Origin of the sequence: Pseudomonas sp. Leaf434, assembly GCF_001425545.1 — a bacterium.
GTDB lineage: Bacteria > Pseudomonadota > Gammaproteobacteria > Pseudomonadales > Pseudomonadaceae > Aquipseudomonas > Aquipseudomonas siliginis.
This window is the reverse complement of sequence record NZ_LMQZ01000007.1, coordinates 591,955-611,306: the sequence shown is the minus strand read 5'-3', so window position 1 is coordinate 611,306 and position 19,352 is coordinate 591,955. Positions and strand designations below refer to the sequence as shown.

Here is a 19,352-nt window from a genome sequence, read left to right as displayed (position 1 = left end):
ACATGAACCGCATTTATCTGCAAGACCTGCTAAACCTGAGTGTTCAAGCGTAGGCCTTATTGCGCCGATCGAACGATTGATTACCGTAGACAGTCCACACTTTGAACCCCAACTTCTGGAGAGCGTTCCATGTCTGACCGCTATATCGACTTCGCCAACTCATCCTTCGGCCATCGTCTGGTCGGGGCCTTGGGCCTGCCGTCGCCGGTGCGGCTGGAACGCTGGCAGGCGGGGCGTCTGCGGCCGATAGAGGGAGCCCTGTTGATCGGTGGCGGGCCGCTGGCCGAACGGATCAGCGTGTTTGCCAATCGCTTGACCGACGCGATCTACAGCTACGGCACCGAGCCCTCGCTGGCCACTGCATGGATCCCCGGCCACGGGCCGAAACTCAAAGCGGTGGTGTTCGACGCCAGCGATCTGCAACACACCGACCAGCTCAAGCAGTTGCGCGAGTTCTTCCAGCCATTGATGAAGAACCTCGACCATAGCGCGCACCTGGTGATTCTCGGCCGCGCGCCGGAAACCTTGGGTGATCCGTTCGCCTCCAGCGCGCAGCGAGCACTTGAAGGCTTCTCGCGCTCGCTGGCCAAAGAGCTGCGCGGCGGTGGCACCTTGCAGTTGATCTACGTCGGCGAAGGTGCCGAGGATCAATTGGAAGGCCCGCTGCGATTTTTCCTCTCGCCGAAAAGTGCATTCGTTTCCGGCCAGGTGATTCGCCTGACCGCGTGCGCCACGCCAGTGACCGACTGGACCCGACCGCTGGCCGGGCGCAAGGCGCTGGTCACCGGTGCTGCGCGCGGCATCGGCGCGTCGATTGCCGAAACCCTGGCCCGTGATGGCGCTGAGGTGATCCTCCTCGACGTACCGCCGGCCAAGACCGACCTCGAGGCCCTCGCCGCGCGCCTCGGCGGCCGGGCGATCACCCTCGATATCTGCGCCGATGACGCCGCCGCGCACTTGATCGAACAGCTGCCCGACGGGCTCGACATCCTCGTGCACAACGCCGGCATCACCCGCGACAAAACCCTGGCCAACATGACCCCGGAATTCTGGGACGCGGTGCTGGCCGTCAACCTCAATGCCCCGCAAGTGCTGACCAAGGCGCTGCTCGACAGCGGCACCCTGCGCGACAACGCACGGGTGGTCCTGCTCGCCTCGATCAGCGGCATCGCCGGCAATCGCGGGCAAACCAATTACGCGGCGAGCAAGGCTGGCCTGATCGGTCTGGCCCAGGCATGGGCGCCAACGCTGCTGGAACGCGGCATCAGCATCAACGCCGTGGCCCCCGGTTTTATCGAAACCCAGATGACCGCGCACATTCCGTTCGGCCTGCGCGAGGCCGGGCGGCGCATGAGTTCGCTGGGCCAGGGTGGCTTGCCGCAGGACGTCGCCGAAGCCGTGGCGTGGCTGGCGCAACCGGGCACGGGCGCGTTCACCGGCCAAGCGCTGCGGGTCTGTGGGCAAAGTGTTCTGGGGGCATAAAGATGAGCATCGAATGGCACACGCTGGATCGCGCACCGAGTCTGCCCGCGCTGTACTCGCGGGCGGCGACGCGACGCAAAATGACCGGTACGCAACTGCCCAACAGCGGCCTGCGCTGCTGGGTCGATATCGACAGCAAACGGCTGGCGGCCTATCGCAGGGTCTGCGGTTTCGTCGATGACGGCCTGCTGCCGCCGACCTATCCACACATCCTCGCCTTTGCCTTGCAGATGCAATTGCTCACGGCCAGGGATTTTCCCTTCCCGCTGCTGGGGCTGATTCACCTGAGCAACCGCATCCGCGTGTTGCGGCCAATGGGCGCGATCAGTCGCGGGCAAGTCAGCGTGCGTGTGCACAATCTGCAACCGCACGCCAAAGGCGCGACGTTCGATCTGCTCACCACCCTCGACGATCAGCTTGGGCCGCTGTGGGAAGCCGAAAGCCAGATGCTCTGTCGCGGGGTGAAACTCGAGGGCGAAGCGCTGGCACAGGACTGGCAGCCGTCGCAGGATTTGCTTGAGGTGACGCGCTGGACTGCACCTGCTGATATCGGTCGCCAGTATGCAAAAGTCTCCGGCGACTACAACCCGATTCACCTCAGTGCGGCGAGCGCCAAACTGTTCGGGTTTCCCACCGCGATCGCGCACGGACTGTGGAACAAGGCACGCACACTGGCGGCACTCTCTGATCACCTGCCCAAAGCCAACCTGGAAATCGCCGTGCACTTTCGCAAACCGGTGCGCCTGCCCAGTGAAGTGACATTGCTGGCCAGTGCCGCGGGCTCCAGCGGTGAGTTGCGTCTGATCGGCGCCGGCGACCTGGAACATATGGTCGGTCAGTGGCAACCGATCGCCTGATCTGGCGGGGCGGAAAAACCCGTTAATTGTGTATATATCACTTAAGTTTTTCCGCGCCCTGCCCGCTGCTTTGCAAAAAACCGAGCCTTGAATTTCAAGGCTTTTTTTTGCCCGTTTATTACCTGGGTATTAGTCCTTCGGCATAGCGCCGAGCCCTCTATATAAAGGGGTTAATACCAACTTGAGAATGGTGAAAAACCTGCCCTCGACAGAGATTACAGCCACGGACGAGGCATCGCCGACGACAGATCGGCGAGCCATCGAAGGCAACGTAACGTTGTGACAGGTGCAGGAATCTCAATCATGAAAACTCAAGTGATGTGGTCCAAATCGGCAATCGCGCTGGCACTGATTCTTTCGGTCGGCCTCGTCGGCTGCAGCAGCGGCGGTGGCGGTCATCGCAGCAGTTCGGGCAGCTCGACGGCGGACGGCACGGCGGGTACCGATGGCAGCGGTGGCGCGGGCGGCGGAACCGGCGGCGATACTGCCGGCACTGGTGGCACAGGTGGCACCGGCGGCGATACCGCAGGCACTGGTGGAACCGGTAGCACTGGCGGTACTGGCGGAACCGGCGGCGGCACCGATCCGACCAATCCGACAGACCCGACCGATCCCACCAACCCGACCAATCCCGCTGCACCTTCGCTGGTGACCACAACACTTGTTCAGGATGTCGGCAAAACCGTCAGCGGTGTCGGCGATGGCGTCGGCCAGATCGGCGATTCGCTGAGCACTGTTCCGGTCGCTGGCGGCATCGTCCAAAGCCTGGCCAACACCACCGGCAACGTGGTCAGCACCTTGGGCGATGGCGTCACTGATGGCATCGGCAAACTGGCCACTGACCCCAATGGCCTGACCACCACCGTCGCCTCGGTTGGCGGCGTGGTTTCCGATGTTGGCGGCGGCGTGTCAGACCTCAGCGTCAAACTCAACACAGCGACCCGTAGCGTTCCTGTCGTTGGCGGTGTAGTCACCCGTGTGGCGCCGCTGGTCGATGGCATCGGCGAAAAAGTCACCATGCTTGGCGACACCCTCAACACCTCAATGACCAGCGGCCCGACCAGCCAGTTGACCGACAAGGTCGGCAGCGGCCTGGTACCGGTGATCGCCATGGTCGAAAGCACCACCGACAAACTCGGCGATGCCACCGGTCTGGGTGATCCGCTCAAAGGGGTGATCTCGAAAGTGGGCGGCACGGTGAACAGTCTTGGCGGCAAAGTTACCGACGCAGGCAGTGGCAATGCCCTGACCAACACCCTCGGCGGCGCCCTGAGCAACACCGGCACGGCGGTCGGCAAAGCGGGTGGTCTGGTGTCCAATGGCACTGGCTCGGGCAGTGGCGGCATCGGTGGCGGGCTGGGCGGCACCGGTCTGCTGCAAACTGTCGGTGGTGCGGTGGTCAACGTCGGCAGCGGTCTGAATGCCGGCAGCACCAGCGGCGTGGTCAGTGCCGGCGGCGTCACCGCCGGCGGGCTGGGCAACACGATTGCTTCGATCAACACCGTACTCGGTGGTTCGGGCACACCGATTACTGCATCCACCTCGCCGCTGGCCAGCGTCGGCGCCGCTGTCGGTGCGGGACTCAATCCGGTCACCAGCGCGGTCACCACTGTCACTCAACAGGTCGGCGCCGCTACCGGTCTCGGCACTCCGGTCGCTGGTCTTACAAATCAGGTGGGCGCCGCAGTCGGCAATCTCGGCGGAGCGATTGCCGCCACCAACAACCCGGTCACCACTGCTGTCGGCGGTCTGGTTACCAACGTCGGCGGCACCGTGGCAGCGGTCGGTGGTCTGGTCAACAGCGGCACTGCCACTGGTGGCGGCACGGCAACCGGTGGTCTGGGCGGGGTACTCGGTGGCCTGACCGGCGCGTTGAGCGGCACTCAACGCTGAATTGCACCTGGCCGATTCGACGGCCTTACCTACAGCGCCTACGCTTGGTTGAGGGCGGAAGATTCCCACGAGTCTTCCGCCTTTTTTCTACGGAAAAATCTGCCCTGTGCTGTGTTCTGACCATGGAGTGTCCTATGCGCGTACTGGCATCCCTGCTGTGCCTGAGCCTCAGTTCCGCTGCCCTCGCCGACACCTTGCCCAGCTTTCTCAACAGCAACGAAACCATCCGCAACCTGCCCGTTCCCAACCTGCCCGCCGACGCCTATCGCCCGAGCGCGGCGCCGCTGCAAGTGCCGGACCCGGGTGCGACCGCCGCGCAGCCACTGCTGATGGAAACCAAGGTGAACCTGAAGACCGTGCAGATCGAAGGCGGCACGATCTACCCGCTCAACGAACTCGCGGAAATCTACAAGCCCCTGATCGGCCGTCAGGCCAGCCTTGCCGAACTGATCGAAGCCACGCGCAACATCACCCGTCGCTATCAGCAGGACGGCTATCTGTTGTCCTACGCGTTCCTGCCGCAACAGAACTTCGATGACGGCGTGGCCCGCGTGGTGCTGGTCGAGGGCTATGTGCGCGATATCCAGATGCAGGGCGACATCGGTCGGGTCAAAGGCCTGCTCGATAAACTCGCCGCGAAAATCCAGGCCGAACGCCCGCTGACGCGCAAGACCTTCGAGCGCTACACCACGCTGATGAGCCGTATTCCTGGCGTGACCATCCAAGCGCAAGTGCCGCCACCGGGCACCACCGATGGCGCGACCACCCTGGTTGCCCAGGCCAGTCGCAAACCGTTCACCAGCACCCTGAGCACCACAGAAGACAACCGTAACGGCCCGCAGGCGTTGCTCGGTGTCAGCAGCAATTCGCAGACTTCGATGGGCGAACAGTTGAGCCTCAGCGGCCTGTTCCCGCCGGGTGACGACAAAGAGCATTACTACCGTCTCGACTACAGCCAGTTCCTCGATACCGAGGGCACGCAACTCAACGTCTCGGCCTCGCGTTACCGCGCCGACCCGGACACCGAAGTGCTGGTCGGCGGTGGCGGACGCCTGAGTACCCACCGCGAGAACGATCGCTACTCGATCGGCTTCAGCACGCCCCTGATCGCCTCCGCCAACGAGCTGCTGACGGCCGGCTCACGTCTGTATGCGGTCGATGACAAGACGCGCTACGACGGCATCAACTTTCCCTTCAGCACCGAACTGCGCACCGATGTCCGCGCCCTGGCTTTCGAAGGCGACTGGCGCAAGGCCGACGCCCGCCAACTGCGCATCCTCAGTGCCGGCGTCTACCAGGGCTTCGACAGCCTCGGCGCACACACCAACTACGACGACATCGACCTGGATTTTTTCCGCGTGCGCTTGTCCGGCGTGCAGAGCGACAAGTTCCTCGACAACTGGCAAGGCGTGCTCTCGGCGGCGCTGTACTGGAGCGACGACACCTTGCCCGACAGCGAACGCGCCGTGTTCGGCGGGCAGAACTTCGGCCGTGGCTACCCCGACGACCAGGCCTCGGGCGACAAGGGTTGGGGCGTGGCCTACGAGGTCAACTACAGCTTCAACCGCGACGGCAACTGGGTGCGCATCCTGCAACCCTACGTAGTTGTCGACCGCTCGCGCAGCTGGTTCAACCAACTGCCGGTGCAGGCCAACAACCTGTCATCGACCGCCGTCGGGCTGCGCTTTGGTGATGCCAAGTATTACAACGTGGCGCTGGAAGTGGCGAAGGCGATGTCGGATGAAGCACTGGATACGTTCAATCGCAAGCCTCGGTACAGCATCAGTTTCAGTTATCAGTTGTGATGGTCGAGCGATGTGTCAGTCAGGATTTTTTTGACTGACGCACCGCCTTCGCGAGCAGGCTCGCTCCCACAGATTCGGCGGTGTTCATGGTTGCTGAGTACAACCGCCGTCCCTGTGTGAACGAGCCTGCTCGCGAAAGCGTTCGGCTATTCAACCGATTTATCGCAGCGCTTAAACCAGCCGTTTAAACACACGCCCCGTTACCTCGCAACAGCCCACAAATCCTTGCGCCGTTGCCTACGGCTACGCCAGAATCCGCCGGCTTGTGCGCCTGGGGCGCGGGTTCTATCGTTTGCCTGCCACTGCTCATCAGTGGTCGGGTTTAGTCGCCCGCTTGTCCACGACGCACAGGTTCCTGTCAGCCAGGTATTGCATACCTGCACTTGATGGTGGCTGTGCGCAGGGCGCCTTCGGGCGCGCCGATTTCGTGGCTCATCGGTCGACTAACCTGCGTGCAGCTGCCTCCCTTTCGTTTAGTCGCGAACCGGTTGCGGCCCTACTCCATCAGGAGACTGAGCCCGTGAAGAAGATAACGCCCGATCCACCCCTTGCCGATCCAACCTTCGCCGACCCGCTCGTCGAAGCGCAAAAACTCAAGGAAGCCGCCGACCGCGCCATCGATTACTACCTCAACCCCCGCCTCATCAAAGACCCCGCCGCACCGCGCAAACCCAGCACCCTGTTCATCGTCGACCCGGCTGCGGACAACGAAACCCTGTTGGTCCATGCCTGCGAATCACTGGCCTCGGCGAGCATCATGGCCAGCGACCTCGCCGGATTTATCGATGGACCGCAGCGCAGCTCCCTGCTGGGGATACAACAGGTGATCATGCTGGGCGAACTGGCGGTCAACCGCGTACTGGACAGGCTCGTGCCGGAGTGACAAGAGCAAGAGGCTGGTTGCGAAGGTGGTGAGACAGGCAGAGCGTTGTTGGCTGACTGGCCGCCATCGCTGGCAAGCCAGCTCCCACAGGATTCATGTACATCAGGCAGGAATGGGTTGGCTGGCAGGGCGCTATCGCGAGCAGGCTCACTCCCACAGTTTGAATCGAGTACATCTGCGAGAAACAGGTCGGCAGGCAGACCGCCTTCGCTGGCAAGCCAGCTCCCACAGGATTGATGTACATCAGGAAGAAAATGGTCGGCTAGCAGGGCGCAATCGCGAGCAGGCTCACTCCTACAGTTTTGATCGTGGGTGTTCAGTGAGAAACAGGTCGGCTGGCAGGGCGCTTTCGCGAGCAGGCTCGCTCCCACAGGATTGATGTACATCAGGAAGAAATTGGTCGGCTGGCAGGCCGCCTTCGCGAGCAGGCTCGCTCCCACAGTTTGAATCGAGTACATCAGCGAGAAACAGGTCGGCAGGCAGACCGCCTTCGCTGGCAAGCCAGCTCCCATAGGATTGATGTAAATCAGGAAGAAATGGGTCGGCTCCCAGGCCGCCTTCGCGAGCAGGCTCGCTCCCACAGTTTGAATCGAGTACATCAGTGAGAAACAGGTCGGCAGGCAGACCGCCTTCGCTGGCAAGCCAGCTCCCACAGGATTGATGTAAATCAGGAAGAAATGGGTCGGCTGCCAGGCCGCCTTCGCGAGCAGGCTCGCTCCCACAAAAGCAAAAGCAAAAGCAAAGCAGCGCAGCTGCCCGCGGCGAAGCCGCCCCACTCAACAATGAGCGCAAGCTCGAGTGCTCTTGATCTTGATCCACCGGCGACGTCGGAAGGCTGAGCCCCGAGCCTGCGAGGGCCGAACGCAGGAGCTAGCGTTTTTTGCTTACTTTTTTAGGCGCTTGTAAAAAAGTAAGTCGCCGTCAGGCGAAACCGCCAGCCGCAGCACCCGAAGCAACGGATATTCACCCAAAACCCCACCAACACGGTCGGCCCAAAGGCCGCCGAGTTCACCCACCCTGAACCTTAGGCTTGGGAAAAAGATTATCGAGAGTCTCCAACAACCTGACGTGATAAATCGGCTTGCGAAACAGATCCAGCACCTGCAACCGCAACATATCGCTGACATCCTCCATATCCGCATGCCCCGACATCACAATCACCGGCAAATGCGCCCGCGACGTATGCTCACGCAACCGCCTGATCAGCGACATGCCCGACTCCTCCGGCATACGCAGATCAGTAATCACCAAAGCAATATCCGGATGCCGGGTCAGATGATGCAGCGCGAGCTTCACCGACGTCGCGGTATGACAGACAAACCCCTCCCCCTCCAGCAACTCCGCCAACTCCAGCAACGCGTCTTCTTCATCATCAACCAGAAGCAGTTGTTGGCGGGGCGACGAAGACGCGTTCATAGGCAATACCTGAATACTGAAAGGTAAATCCAGTGTAGTGCGATATCAGCCAGGTGCAGTGTTCACAAGATCAGGGCGTTGGCCGAGTCACAGCCGTACCATCGAGCGAGGTCAGAATATTGTTGAAGATCGCCAATACCCTGTCTCCAAGCGGAGTGACGAACGCCACAACCACCACAGCCACCATCGCCACCACAATCGCATACTCGATCGCCGAAGCACCCTCTTCACTGCGGGCAAACGCGCGAGCCTTGGCGATCACATAATCAAAAGTCATACGAAACATAGCTCCACTCCTTCGCGCCTCTGGCGCCGACATCACCACCGCGGCAAGGTTCCACCGTGCCACCTGAGCATTGTCAACAAACCCCCGCCCAACAACTGTAAGAACGCATTAATCACAAAGCATTAATCCCAACGTGTCTCGGCCATTTCCCGCTGTTAACCGGCCAGACTCACACTTTGGTACGGTTATTTTGCCTGTCACTAATGGCGCTTTTGCTTGGATCAGCTAGCTTGGAAATAGCGAAATAGTTGCATGTTCATAGCTGCCGATTCAGTCCGCCTTTCGCAAGCAAATGCAGTCGGTTGTGCAGCAGGAAAGGGAGAGCCGTCATGAACAGTCGCGTCACCATGGGCCTAGCCGCGTTGCTGTTGCTCGGCGCGGTTGTTGTCGGTTACTGGGGGCTGGTGCTCAGTCGTCAGCCGGCCCCGGTCGCCGAGGCGCCCGTCGCCCCAGCGGTCAGCATTGAACAGACTGTCGCGATTGCCGAAGACCAGACCCGCCAACCAGTGGTGGTGCTGCTCCACGATGTAGCGCCGTTCACGCCGCTGACCGCCGCCGATGTAACCGTGGAAAAACTGCGCAGCGCACCGGCCGGCAGCCTGACCAGCATCGAACAAGCAGTCGGCCGCACGCCTTGGCGCCGCCTCAGCGCCGGCACCTGGCTCAATGAAGAAAGCTTCCAGGCCGGCGGCGCGCTGGCGCGGATGATTCGCCGCGACGAGCGCGCGCTGACCGTGGCCGTCGACGAAGTGATCGGTGGCGCCGGGCAATTGCTGCCGGGGGATTATGTCGATGTGCTGCTGTACTTGCGCGAAGACGCGAGCAATCTGCAGCAGTCAGCGCAGATCGCCGTTCCGGCCTTGCGCGTGCTCGGGGTCGGCGATCAGTACGGCCTGACCAACGACGGCCAACCGGCATCGCCCAGCCTCAGCGCCGAAGAAAAAATCAAACAGGACCAGCGCCGCATCGCCGCGCGCACCGTGGTGCTGGCGGTGCCGGAACAATTGCTCAGCCGTCTGATGCTCGCGACCCAGGTCGGCACGTTGCGTCTCGCGGTGCGCAGCAGCGAAGAACAACGGTTGGCCAGATATTGGGCCGGCGAAACGCAATCGCCCGCGCATCTGGATCGCGCCAACAGTCAGCTTTTCCAGTTCACTCAACTCGCTTTGGGTGGCGCTCAACGAGCACCTTCAACCGCCAGTGTCGGCGCGGCCCCCAGGCCTGCGGTGGAAATCATTCGCGGCAACCAGATCAGCCAACAAACCCCATGACTGCGCAAGGATTCACGTGCATGCAGAGTCGACTCAGACCGACATTAAAACCGGCGCTCCGGGCCTTGCTGTTGTTGGGATTGACGATGGACAGCGCCCTCGCGGCGGTGGGCAATTGCTCGGCACTGCCGCGCCTGCCCTCGGTGATCGAGATCGGTGAAGGCTTCCAGCAGGATATGCAGTCACCGGTGGCAATCACTCGGCTGGCAGTGGGCGATCCGAAAATTGCCGACGTGCATGCCAATGGCGGTTCGTCCTTTCTGCTCACGGGTGTCGGCCCCGGCGCGACCAGCCTGATGGTCTGGACGGCCTGCTCGGCGCAGCCGCAGCAAGCCATGGTCTTCGTCCAGGGCGCGGCGACCACGGCGCTGACCAGCAGCGTGCCGTCGGACGATCCGACCCTGCCGTCGCAAGTGCAGACCGACATCCGCTTCGTCGAAGTCAGCCGCACCAAACTCAAGGAAGCCACGGCGTCGCTGATCGGCACGCGCGGCAATTTCCTGTTCGGTTCGCCCGGCACGCTGCCACCGATCGACGGCGTGCCGCAGCCGCGCCTGCCGGTGGATAACTCGCTGTTCAATTTCTCCTGGGTCGGCGGCAAAACCATGGCGATCATCAACGCCCTGGAAACCAGCGGCTTCGCCTACACCCTGGCGCGGCCGAGTCTGGTGGCGTTGAACGGGCAGAGTGCGAGCTTCCTGGCCGGCGGAGAAATCCCGATTCCGGTGCCCAGTTCCGGCAGCGACAGCGTGTCGATCGAGTACAAGGAATTCGGCATCCGCCTGACCCTGACGCCAACCATCATCGGCCGCGACCGCATCGCGCTGAAGGTCGCCCCGGAGGTCAGCGAACTGGATTTTGCCAACGCGGTGAACATCGCCGGCACGACCGTTCCGGCGCTGACCATCCGCCGCACCGACACCAGCGTGTCGCTGGGTGATGGCGAAAGTTTCGTCATCAGCGGTTTGATCAGCACCACCAACAGCTCGCAAGTGAACAAGTTTCCAGGCCTGGGCGACATTCCCATCCTCGGCGCGTTTTTCAAGGGTTCGCAAATCAAACGCGAAGAGCGCGAACTGCTGATGATCGTCACCCCGCATCTGGTCCAGCCATTGGCGGCGGACGCGCGACTGCCGTCATTGCCGGGGGAGAAACTGCGCAATTACGACCCGAATTTCTATCGCATGTTCTTCCTCGAGAACGGTAACTTCGACAAGCGCAGCGGGTTGTCGCAATGAGCCAGAATCTCAGTCAGACCTTCCTCGCCATCACCCGCAACAGCACCGATCTGGAATGGCTGCAAAGCGCACTCGCGCCACTGGGCCAGGTGGTCAGCGCCGGTGCCGGCAGCCTCGACGAACTGCTCGCACTGGTCGATGTGACGTTCGCCAATCTGGTCTTCGTCGGTCTCGATCGCGAGCATGTCGTGGCGCAAAGTGCGCTGATCGAAGGTGCGCTGGAAGCCAAGCCGATGCTGGCAATCGTCGCCCTCGGCGACGGCATGGACAATCAGCTCGTACTCAATGCGATGCGCGCCGGCGCGCGGGATTTCGTCGCCTATGGCTCACGTTCAAGCGAAGTCGCCGGGCTGGTGCGGCGCTTGGGCAAACGCCTGCCCGCCGTCACTCCCAACACGCAGCTGGGCGGGCTTACCGTGATGTACGGCGTGCAGAGCAGTTCCGACGGTGCCTTGCTCGCCAATCACATGGCCATGGTGGTGCAGAAGAGCGGCCAGCAAACCTTGCTGCTAGACCTTGGCCTGCCCCGTGGCGACAGCCTCGCGCTGTTGGGGCTGGAGAGCTCGTTTCACTTCGGCGACGCCCTGCGCCATCTGCGCCGGCTCGACGCTACGCTGATCGACAGCGCTTTCACCAGCGCCGACCACGGCCTGCGCATTCTTGCCTACGCCAACACTGACGAGCCGCTGGAAACCACCAGTGCCGCCGAGCTGTACATGCTCCTCAGCGCCCTGCGCCAGCACTTTCAGCACATTGTCGTGAACCTCACCGGGCAGGCCGACAGTGAGGCATTGCGCACCTTCGTCAGCCATTGCGACAAACTGCTGTGGTACACCGACCAGAACGTACTCAACTGCCGACGCAACCTCGCCGTGCTTAACCAGTGGCGCGAGAAAGGCATGAAACTCGAGCATGGGCGCTTGCTGATCGATCGCTACCTGAGCAACGTCGCGCCGGATGCCGAGACCTTGGGCAAGACCTTCAATCTGGAAGTCATCGCCGTGCTGGCGTTCAGTCCCGACGTGCGCCTGAACGCGAAAAACCAGGGCGTCAGCCTGTTCGAACTGGCGCCCAGGGAGAAACTCACCCAGAGCCTGCGCACCCTCGGCGAGCGCTTGGCGAAACGCTCCGAAGGCCTGAGCAAACCGAAAGTCACCTGGTTCGACCGTCTGCGAGGCCACTCATGAGCGCAGAAAAACTCTTTGGCGCAACGTCGCACGGAGCGATCGGCAACAGCGACCACGAAGGCCTGAAACTGGTCCTGCACCGCTACATCATCGACGCCATCGAGGAGTCGGGGAAAAACCTGCTGGAAGGTTCGCGCCAGCAACTGGCGCAGTTCGTCACCGACAAGGTCGCCGAATACATCGCGCGTTTGCACTTGGCGATCTCGCGCTACGAAATGGAGCGCCTCGGCGAAGAAATCGTCGACGAACTCACCGGATTCGGCCCACTGGAAGTCCTGCTGCGTGACCCGTCGGTGACGGAAATTCTGGTCAACGGCCCGCACCGGGTGTTCATCGAGCGCGACGGCGTATTGCATCAAAGCGATCTGCGTTTTATCGATGCGCATCACGTCGAGCGGGTCATGCAACGCATCCTTGCGCCGCTCGGGCGCCGCCTCGATGAGTCCTCGCCGATGGTCGATGCGCGCCTGCCGGACGGCAGCCGGGTCAACGCGATCATCCCGCCGATTGCCCTCGACGGCCCGTGCCTGTCGATCCGCAAGTTCCGCAAGGACATGCTCAAGAGCACCGACCTGATGGCGATGCAGACCATCGATCTGGCGATTTTCGAATTCCTGCAGAACGCCGTGGGCAAGCGCTGCAACATCCTGATCAGCGGCGGCACCGGCACCGGCAAGACCACGCTGCTGAACATCCTCAGCCAGTTGATCAACCCGCACGAACGGCTGGTGACCATCGAAGACGTCGCCGAACTGCAACTCGGCCATCCGCATGTGGTGCGTCTGGAAACCCGTCCGCCCAACGCTGAGGGGCATGGCGAGGTCAAGGCCAGCGACCTGATTCGCAACGCCCTGCGCATGCGTCCTGACCGGATCATCCTCGGCGAGATCCGAGGCGTCGAAGTGGTCGACGTGCTCACCGCGATGAACACCGGTCACGACGGTTCGATGAGCACCGTGCACGCCAACAACGCCCAGGACGCGTTGCTGCGCCTGGAGACTCTGGTCGGCCTGACCGGACGCTCGATTGCCGAACGCACCTTGCGTCAGATGATCTGCGCCGCCCTCGACGTGATCATTCAACTGACACGCATGCCCGATGGCCGGCGCTGCGTCAGTGAAGTGGTGGAAGTGGTCGGCATTCGCGAGGACGTCTACGTCACCAACACCCTGTTCCGCCTCGACCGCCGCACGGGGTTCGGTTTTGTGCGCGAAGCGGTCAACCCGGCCGGCGACAAGCTGCGCCACGACGCTCACCTGGGCTGACGGCGAGGAGCACGCAGATGCTGGGACCGATCATTCTCATCGCCATTTGCCTGATGCTGCTGGGGCTGTCGATCTATCTGTTCCTGCAAGGGCTGCGCAAGACCGCGAAGGAAAAAGTCCTCAATCGACTCGCCGCCGGACAACCGCAGCTGGCCGTCGAGCAGGCCAGGTGGGTGGGACTGGAACGGATGTTTTTACGTGCTGGACTGGGTCGGCCGAGCGAGCGTTTCGGTCTGTGGCTGAGCCTGTGGGCAGCGGCAATGGGCCTGGGATTTCTGCTCGCCAGCTGGGTTGGTTTGCTGATCATGTTGCTCGTCCCGCCCGTGGCGTTGCGGTTGTACATCGCCATTCGCTACCGGCAACGGATCCGTCGCATGATCGAACAACTGCCGCAACTGCTCGACCACACCGTGCGCAGCCTCAAATCCGGCCGCACCCTCAGCGATGCAGTCCTGGGCGCCATCGAAGCCAGTGAAGACCCTTTGAAAGCGGCCATGGGCCGGGTACAGCGCAACGTGCAACTGGGGGTGAACTTGCCTGACGCCGTCAGCGATTTTGCCGAACTCTACGAGCAGGACGAACTGCGTATGTTCGCCCTCGGCCTGAAGGTCAACCACCGCTACGGCGGCAACGCCAGTGAGCTGCTGGAGAACCTGATCAAACTGATCCGCGAGCGCGACCAGGGCGCGCGGCAGTTGCGCGCGCTGACCGGGGAAACTCGCATGACTGCTTGGGTTTTGGGTTTGCTGCCGCTGATTCTGGTGAGCTATTTCATGCTGACCAACCCCGGCTACATGCTCGGCATGTGGCACGACGAAAGCGGCCAGACCATGCTGCTCAGCGCCGCCGTGTTGCAGGTGCTGGGCAGTCTGGCGCTGTGGCGCATGTTGCGGAGCGTTTGAGATGGTCTGGCTCGCGGCGTTGCTGTTGCTCCTCGGTTCGCTGTTATTGGTGGGCAATCACCTGCTCACCGAGCGCCGCCGCGTGCGTCAGGTGCATCAGCGCTTGCACGGTCAATTGGTCCGGGAGAACCGTTTCGGCCACTGGCTGCGCGCGCTGGGCAACAGCCGTTTCGGCCGGGGCTCGGTGAGCATCGACAGCGAAACCCAGACCCTGCTCGGCCGCCTCGGCTGGCGCCGCGCCAACGAACGCGCGCTCTTCGCCGCCTGCCAGATCGGCACGCCGCTGCTCGCTCTGGGGCTGGCGATCTTTTTGCAGGAAGTGTTTTTCCCGCAGACCAGCCACCGCTGGATGGCGCCGATGTTCGCTGCGGGCGGCGGCTATCTCTTGCCCAAACGCCTGCTCGCCTACGCCGCCGCCCGCCGGCAGAAAACCATCGCCGTGGAAATTTCCACATTCATTCCGCTGCTGCGCATCCTCTTCGAATCCGGCATGGCGGTGGAACAAGCGTTGCGCGTGCTCAGCGTCGAAGCGCAGAAACTGCTGCCGGAACTGACCAGCGAACTGCGCCTGATCCTCAGCCGCGTCGACTCCGGTCTGGAGCTGGGGCAGGAGCTGAACAAGACCGCAGTGATGCTCGCGGTGGACGAATTCACCGACACCTGCGTGATCCTCCAGCAACTGATCCACCAGGGCGGCGGTGCGATGAAATCGCTGCTGGCGCTCAAGCAATTACTCGATGACCGACGCCTGACCCGGCTGCAGGAGTACATCTCGAAAATGTCCGCGAAGATGTCGGTGGTGATGATGCTGTTTCTGTTTCCTGCCCTGCTGATCGTACTGGCCGGCCCGGGCTTCACCGCCATTGCCCGCGCGTTCGCAAACTGACCTTGGCTCATGGAGAGCGTTTGATGAAAGTACTGATAGTCATGGCAAGTCTGTTGCTGATCAGCGGCTGCGCCACGGACGGCCAGGCGCCGTGGACCTCGCTGCTGTCGCCGTCCAGCTGCAGCAAACTGACCTCGGAGCAGGAACTGTCGCTGAACCTCGCCGATGACTTGGCCAGCGACGGCAAGCTCCACGCCAGCCTCGCCAACCTGCAAAGCCTGCCGGACAACCTCAGCGAAGTGCGCCTGCGCAAAGCCAAGGTTTATCGCCTGCTCGGCCGCAGCGAAGCCGAGCCGCTTTACCGCAGCCTGCTCGGCGGCTGCCTCACCGCCCAGGCCGAACATGGCCTGGGCCAGGTCTACGCCGCCCGTGGCGACAACGGCCAGGCCCAGGCCCACCTGCAACGCGCCGCACGCCTGGCGCCCACCGACGAAAAAATCCGCAATGATCTCGGCGTGGTCTACCTCAACCAACTGCGCCTCAACGAAGCGAAATTCGAATTCCTCACCGCCATCGAACTGAGCCAGAACAATCAACTGGCGACGCTGAACATGGTCACCCTGCTGCTCTACCAGAACGACTGGCCGCAAGCCGCGGAAATCGTCAGCCGCTCGAAACTGACCCCGGAGCAATTCACCGAAGCGCAGCAACGCGCAGAAAAACTCAAAGCCCCGACCAACACCAAAGCCACACCTGGCGACCGCGTCGCCGCCTTCATCGACCCGCTACCGCCGACGCTCGAATAGGAGACAGCCATGACCATCCGCAAAGGCCTGTGCTACCTGACCCTGCTCACCCTGCCCCTCAGCGCCCAAGCCATCGACGCCGGCCCTGCTTCTGCGCAGCAGCAGGAAACCGAAGGCTGGCTGGTCCTGCAAAGCCGCAACAAAGCCGCCTCCCCCAAACCCCAAAGCGCCACCGCCACCGAACGCGAACTGGCGATGCAGCGCTGGCTGAAGAAATACCAGTACGAGATCCCGGATTTTTATGATCCGGATGCGGGCGGGAAGATCGAGAGCAAGAATTAGTTTGGTGGTGCCCTTGAAGGCCCCTTCGCGAGCAGGCTCGCTCCCACAGTCGACCGCGTGCTTTCGGTGGGAGCGAGCCTGCTCGCGAAGAACGATAACGCGGTTTCAGCTCTGCGGATCCACCCGATCCAGCGCCCGATTCACGGCCAGCTCGGCCAGCATGACAATCTGCTGAATCGCCAACGCCGTGCTGCGCTGAAACCCGCTCAACTCACCAGCGAAATTACTCGCCATCGCACTCGCTGACGCCAGCGACTCACAGGCATGCGCCAACAGGCTTTCGGTATCGACATTGGGCACCACCATGAACAGCGTGCTGGGCGGGTGCGGTTTTGCGGGTTCGGGGCAGAGATAGAAATCGAGCGCGCGTTTTATCGCTTCGCGGTTTTTCACAAGATCGTCGGCGCGCATGGCGTCTTCGAGCGGGGTGGTGGGGGATGGGGGTGGGTCTGGGATCAGTTTGTCCATTAAAACGGCTCTCCAAAATCTGCGGTGCGACCCAATGCCATTCTCACGGGGCAAAAGGTGGCAACTGTATGCGGGGTGAGAATACCGGTTATGGACACCCGGCCAGACCGAAGTCTGCCCGCACACAGCCGCCATGACACATTGCAGACAGCGGACAAGCTGGCGGCGATTATGCGTGCACAGATACTGGATGACCATAAGTAGCAGGGTTCTCACACCCGATCGCCGAAGATTCGACGACAGCCAGAGACTAGTGACCCGACGTCCGACGGACAACCTGAAAACCTTGTGGGAAGGTTCTGGCAAATCACACACAGATTTAAACAATCAAAACCAAAAGCACCCTCACCCTAGCCCTCTCCCAGAGGGAGAGGGGACCGACCGAGTTGTTTGGGCGAAGTACACCGACCTGAAATACCGAGTCGAACACAGATTTTGAAGCAGATCAAAAGCACCCTCACCCTAGCCCTCTCCCAGAGGGAGAGGTGACAGACCGAGTTGTTTGGGCGAAGTACACCGACCTGAAATACCGGGTCGAACACAGATTCTGAAGCAGATCAAAAGCACCCTCACCCTAGCCCTCTCCCAGAGGGAGAGGGGACCGACCGAGTTGTTTGGGCGAAGTACACCGACCTGAAAAACCGAGTCGAACACAAATTTTGAACAACCCACAAATCGGCTCCCTCTCCCTCGGGAGAGGGCTGGGGTGAGGGGCGAATCCAGCGCAAAACAAAAGCCAGACACCGCATGCTTTTCACCACTCAAAACAATGAGCGCAAGCTCGAGTAGCTTTTGATCTTGATCTGGGAGCCCGTCGGCAGGCTGAGTGGAGGGATTGATCCGGGCGTGGGAGCGCAGCGACCGTACGACGCAGTCGTACACAGCGAGTGTAGGTGCAGCGGAGCAAACCGGAGCCGCTGCGCCAAGATCGATCCCGGAGCGAAGGAACCCCGAGCCCCAGCGAGCGGGCCGAACGTCAGGGCGAAGACCTTTTGGTTACTTTTGGGGCGTTTGCCAAAAGTGACCCGCCGTAAGGGCGGAACCGTAATCAGCGACACCAAAAAAACGGACATTCACCCCAACCACCCAAAGCATGGTCGGCCCAAAGGCCGCCAAGTCAATGCGCAGTAACCCGCTGCCGCCCAGCAGATCCAACGGGCGAAAGGGCCAAAGCCAACTGCGTCCGATTATGCATATGCGTCAACCGCAACACCTGCGACACATACAACTTCACCGTGTTCTCGGTAATCCCCAACTCACAGGCAATCTGATAATTGGTCTGCCCCTTGCCCACCAACCGCGCCACATCCAACTGCCGGGGCGACAACTGATTAAACACCGCCGGCATCTCCACAGACTCAGGCTCACCATCACTCACCACCGGCACGGGCGAGCGCCGCACCTTGTCCAGATCCTGATAAAGGTCATCAATCGACTCGGACAAAAACTGCAATTTCTGATTCAAATGCCCCAGATGCAGATTCTTCTGCCGCTCCTGCAAAGCCAGTTCCTGGCGCTGCACACCCTCGAGCAACTCTGCCAGATCAATCGGCTTCTGATAGTAATCGGCAATCCCCGCACGCAATGCCTTGATCACATCCTGCTTGTCAGCGCGCCCGGTGAGCATGATCGCCTCGAACACCCGCTGCTTGCCGGCCAGCCGCTGCAAAGCCTGGATCAACTCGATGCCGTCCATGTCCGGCATGTGCAAATCACTCAGCACCAGACCGATGTCCGGGTCCGCCCTGAACAGCTCGATGGCTTCAAGACTTGAGTCGCACGGCACGCAACGGTAGCCACTGCTCTCGAGAAACTCACAGAGTTCTTCGACGATCAGCGGCTGATCATCGACCACGAGGATTTTTACCGAATTAGGCTTGTTCACGAACCACTCCATTTGCTCGGCCAACGCTGACGATTCCTGCACTTTGGTGGCGTATTCGCCTGAATTGAAAGTAGACCCACTTTCCGACTATGTACATAGGACTAGTGGCACCCCGCGATCAGGTGATCCAGTACAGCGAAAGCACTACCCCTACCCACACGAACGGCGCAAATGGCAGCTTTTTTGACTTGTCCGGGGCCAGATGACGCAGATGCGCTCTAAGCCCTTGAGCCATATGAGGCCAGACTTTTGGCGCGAGCAGCAGCCACAGCACGCTGGCCAGGCCAGCGCCGATAAACGCGCCAAGAACGAATATGCCGTTCGTCGCAAGACCCAGGGCTGTCATTAATTTCACATCACCAGCGCCCATGCGGCCCATGAAATAACCGGGCAGCGTCAGCAGCAAAGCGATCAGGCAGGCCCAGCCGCCCTGCCCCGCGTCGGCACCCAGCCAGGTGCTGCCGGTCGCCAGCAACCAGACCAGCGCCAGCGCGCCCACGCCTAACGTCAATGCGTTGGAAATTCGCCGCTGCCGGGCATCTTGCGCGGCGCAGATCGCCAGCCAGATCAGAACAAGGGAAATCTGCATGCGCTGAAAGC

General features: G+C 61.7%; 18 protein-coding genes. 13 read left to right on the top strand and 5 right to left on the bottom strand.

Annotation, left to right across the window (positions count from 1 at the left end; all coding sequences use genetic code 11):
• The first annotated feature begins 129 nt into the window (after positions 1 to 129).
• The 5 genes from ASG55_RS14720 to ASG55_RS14700 all read left to right on the top strand — a co-directional run bounded on the left by ASG55_RS14720 (position 130) and on the right by ASG55_RS14700 (position 6,920).
• Positions 130 to 1,482 carry a 3-oxoacyl-ACP reductase gene (locus ASG55_RS14720; protein ID WP_056787752.1) on the top strand — a complete coding sequence of 451 codons (1,353 nt, stop codon included), beginning with the start codon at positions 130 to 132 and terminating at the stop codon, positions 1,480 to 1,482.
• A 2-nt stretch (positions 1,483 to 1,484) separates the two neighbouring features.
• Positions 1,485 to 2,339 (top strand): MaoC family dehydratase, encoded by an 855-nt coding sequence (locus ASG55_RS14715; RefSeq protein ID WP_056787748.1) that lies wholly within the window; start codon positions 1,485 to 1,487, stop codon positions 2,337 to 2,339.
• A gap of 303 nt (positions 2,340 to 2,642) precedes the next feature.
• Positions 2,643 to 4,232, top strand: a complete 1,590-nt coding sequence (locus tag ASG55_RS14710; RefSeq protein WP_056787746.1) for a collagen-like triple helix repeat-containing protein — start codon at positions 2,643 to 2,645, stop codon at positions 4,230 to 4,232.
• Positions 4,233 to 4,366: 134 nt separating this feature from the next.
• Positions 4,367 to 6,037 (top strand): ShlB/FhaC/HecB family hemolysin secretion/activation protein, encoded by a 1,671-nt coding sequence (locus tag ASG55_RS14705; protein ID WP_056787743.1) that lies wholly within the window; start codon positions 4,367 to 4,369, stop codon positions 6,035 to 6,037.
• 520 nt (positions 6,038 to 6,557) lie between these two features.
• Positions 6,558 to 6,920 carry a DUF6124 family protein gene (locus ASG55_RS14700; RefSeq protein ID WP_041479635.1) on the top strand — a complete coding sequence of 121 codons (363 nt, stop codon included), beginning with the start codon at positions 6,558 to 6,560 and terminating at the stop codon, positions 6,918 to 6,920.
• Positions 6,921 to 7,928: 1,008 nt separating this feature from the next.
• Here ASG55_RS14700 and ASG55_RS14695 read toward each other — a convergent pair.
• Both ASG55_RS14695 and ASG55_RS14690 read right to left on the bottom strand, forming a co-directional pair.
• The gene (locus tag ASG55_RS14695; protein ID WP_041480644.1) at positions 7,929 to 8,336 is read right to left on the bottom strand and encodes a response regulator; all 408 of its coding nucleotides are present in this window, start codon (positions 8,334 to 8,336) and stop codon (positions 7,929 to 7,931) included.
• 70 nt (positions 8,337 to 8,406) lie between these two features.
• Positions 8,407 to 8,622, bottom strand: coding sequence for a Flp family type IVb pilin (locus ASG55_RS14690; protein ID WP_370593582.1), 216 nt, complete (start codon positions 8,620 to 8,622; stop codon positions 8,407 to 8,409).
• Positions 8,623 to 8,951: 329 nt separating this feature from the next.
• On the opposite strand from ASG55_RS14690, the gene cpaB reads away from it, so the two are divergent.
• Genes cpaB through ASG55_RS14650 form a run of 8 tightly spaced genes read left to right on the top strand, consistent with a single transcriptional unit; the run spans position 8,952 to position 16,399 of the window.
• The gene (cpaB, locus tag ASG55_RS14685) at positions 8,952 to 9,893 is read left to right on the top strand and encodes a Flp pilus assembly protein CpaB (protein ID WP_056787741.1); all 942 of its coding nucleotides are present in this window, start codon (positions 8,952 to 8,954) and stop codon (positions 9,891 to 9,893) included.
• A 20-nt stretch (positions 9,894 to 9,913) separates the two neighbouring features.
• Positions 9,914 to 11,131 (top strand): type II and III secretion system protein family protein, encoded by a 1,218-nt coding sequence (locus ASG55_RS14680; protein ID WP_039763726.1) that lies wholly within the window; start codon positions 9,914 to 9,916, stop codon positions 11,129 to 11,131.
• The gene (locus tag ASG55_RS14675; protein ID WP_056787738.1) at positions 11,128 to 12,318 is read left to right on the top strand and encodes a pilus assembly protein; all 1,191 of its coding nucleotides are present in this window, start codon (positions 11,128 to 11,130) and stop codon (positions 12,316 to 12,318) included. The genes ASG55_RS14680 and ASG55_RS14675 overlap by 4 nt, the downstream gene beginning before the upstream one ends.
• Positions 12,315 to 13,583 carry a CpaF family protein gene (locus ASG55_RS14670; protein WP_041480648.1) on the top strand — a complete coding sequence of 423 codons (1,269 nt, stop codon included), beginning with the start codon at positions 12,315 to 12,317 and terminating at the stop codon, positions 13,581 to 13,583. The genes ASG55_RS14675 and ASG55_RS14670 overlap by 4 nt, the downstream gene beginning before the upstream one ends.
• Positions 13,584 to 13,600: 17 nt before the next feature.
• Entirely contained in the window at positions 13,601 to 14,485 is an 885-nt protein-coding gene (locus ASG55_RS14665) for a type II secretion system F family protein (RefSeq protein ID WP_056787736.1), read from the top strand.
• Between the two features lies 1 nt (position 14,486).
• Positions 14,487 to 15,371, top strand: coding sequence for a type II secretion system F family protein (locus ASG55_RS14660; RefSeq protein WP_056787734.1), 885 nt, complete (start codon positions 14,487 to 14,489; stop codon positions 15,369 to 15,371).
• Between the two features lie 23 nt (positions 15,372 to 15,394).
• A complete protein-coding gene (locus ASG55_RS14655) occupies positions 15,395 to 16,117 on the top strand; it encodes a tetratricopeptide repeat protein (protein ID WP_056787731.1) in 723 nt (240 codons plus the stop codon).
• A gap of 9 nt (positions 16,118 to 16,126) precedes the next feature.
• On the top strand, positions 16,127 to 16,399 hold the full coding sequence (locus ASG55_RS14650) for a DUF3613 domain-containing protein (protein WP_041480652.1): 273 nt from the start codon (positions 16,127 to 16,129) through the stop codon (positions 16,397 to 16,399).
• 105 nt (positions 16,400 to 16,504) lie between these two features.
• Here the strand turns inward: ASG55_RS14650 and ASG55_RS14645 are convergent, their stop codons facing one another.
• The 3 genes from ASG55_RS14645 to ASG55_RS14635 all read right to left on the bottom strand — a co-directional run bounded on the left by ASG55_RS14645 (position 16,505) and on the right by ASG55_RS14635 (position 19,341).
• Positions 16,505 to 16,867, bottom strand: a complete 363-nt coding sequence (locus ASG55_RS14645; RefSeq protein WP_024011438.1) for a DUF6124 family protein — start codon at positions 16,865 to 16,867, stop codon at positions 16,505 to 16,507.
• Positions 16,868 to 17,984: 1,117 nt separating this feature from the next.
• On the bottom strand, positions 17,985 to 18,764 hold the full coding sequence (locus ASG55_RS14640; RefSeq protein ID WP_442101810.1) for a response regulator: 780 nt from the start codon (positions 18,762 to 18,764) through the stop codon (positions 17,985 to 17,987).
• A gap of 106 nt (positions 18,765 to 18,870) precedes the next feature.
• Positions 18,871 to 19,341 (bottom strand): A24 family peptidase, encoded by a 471-nt coding sequence (locus ASG55_RS14635; protein ID WP_056787729.1) that lies wholly within the window; start codon positions 19,339 to 19,341, stop codon positions 18,871 to 18,873.
• Positions 19,342 to 19,352 lie beyond the last annotated feature (11 nt).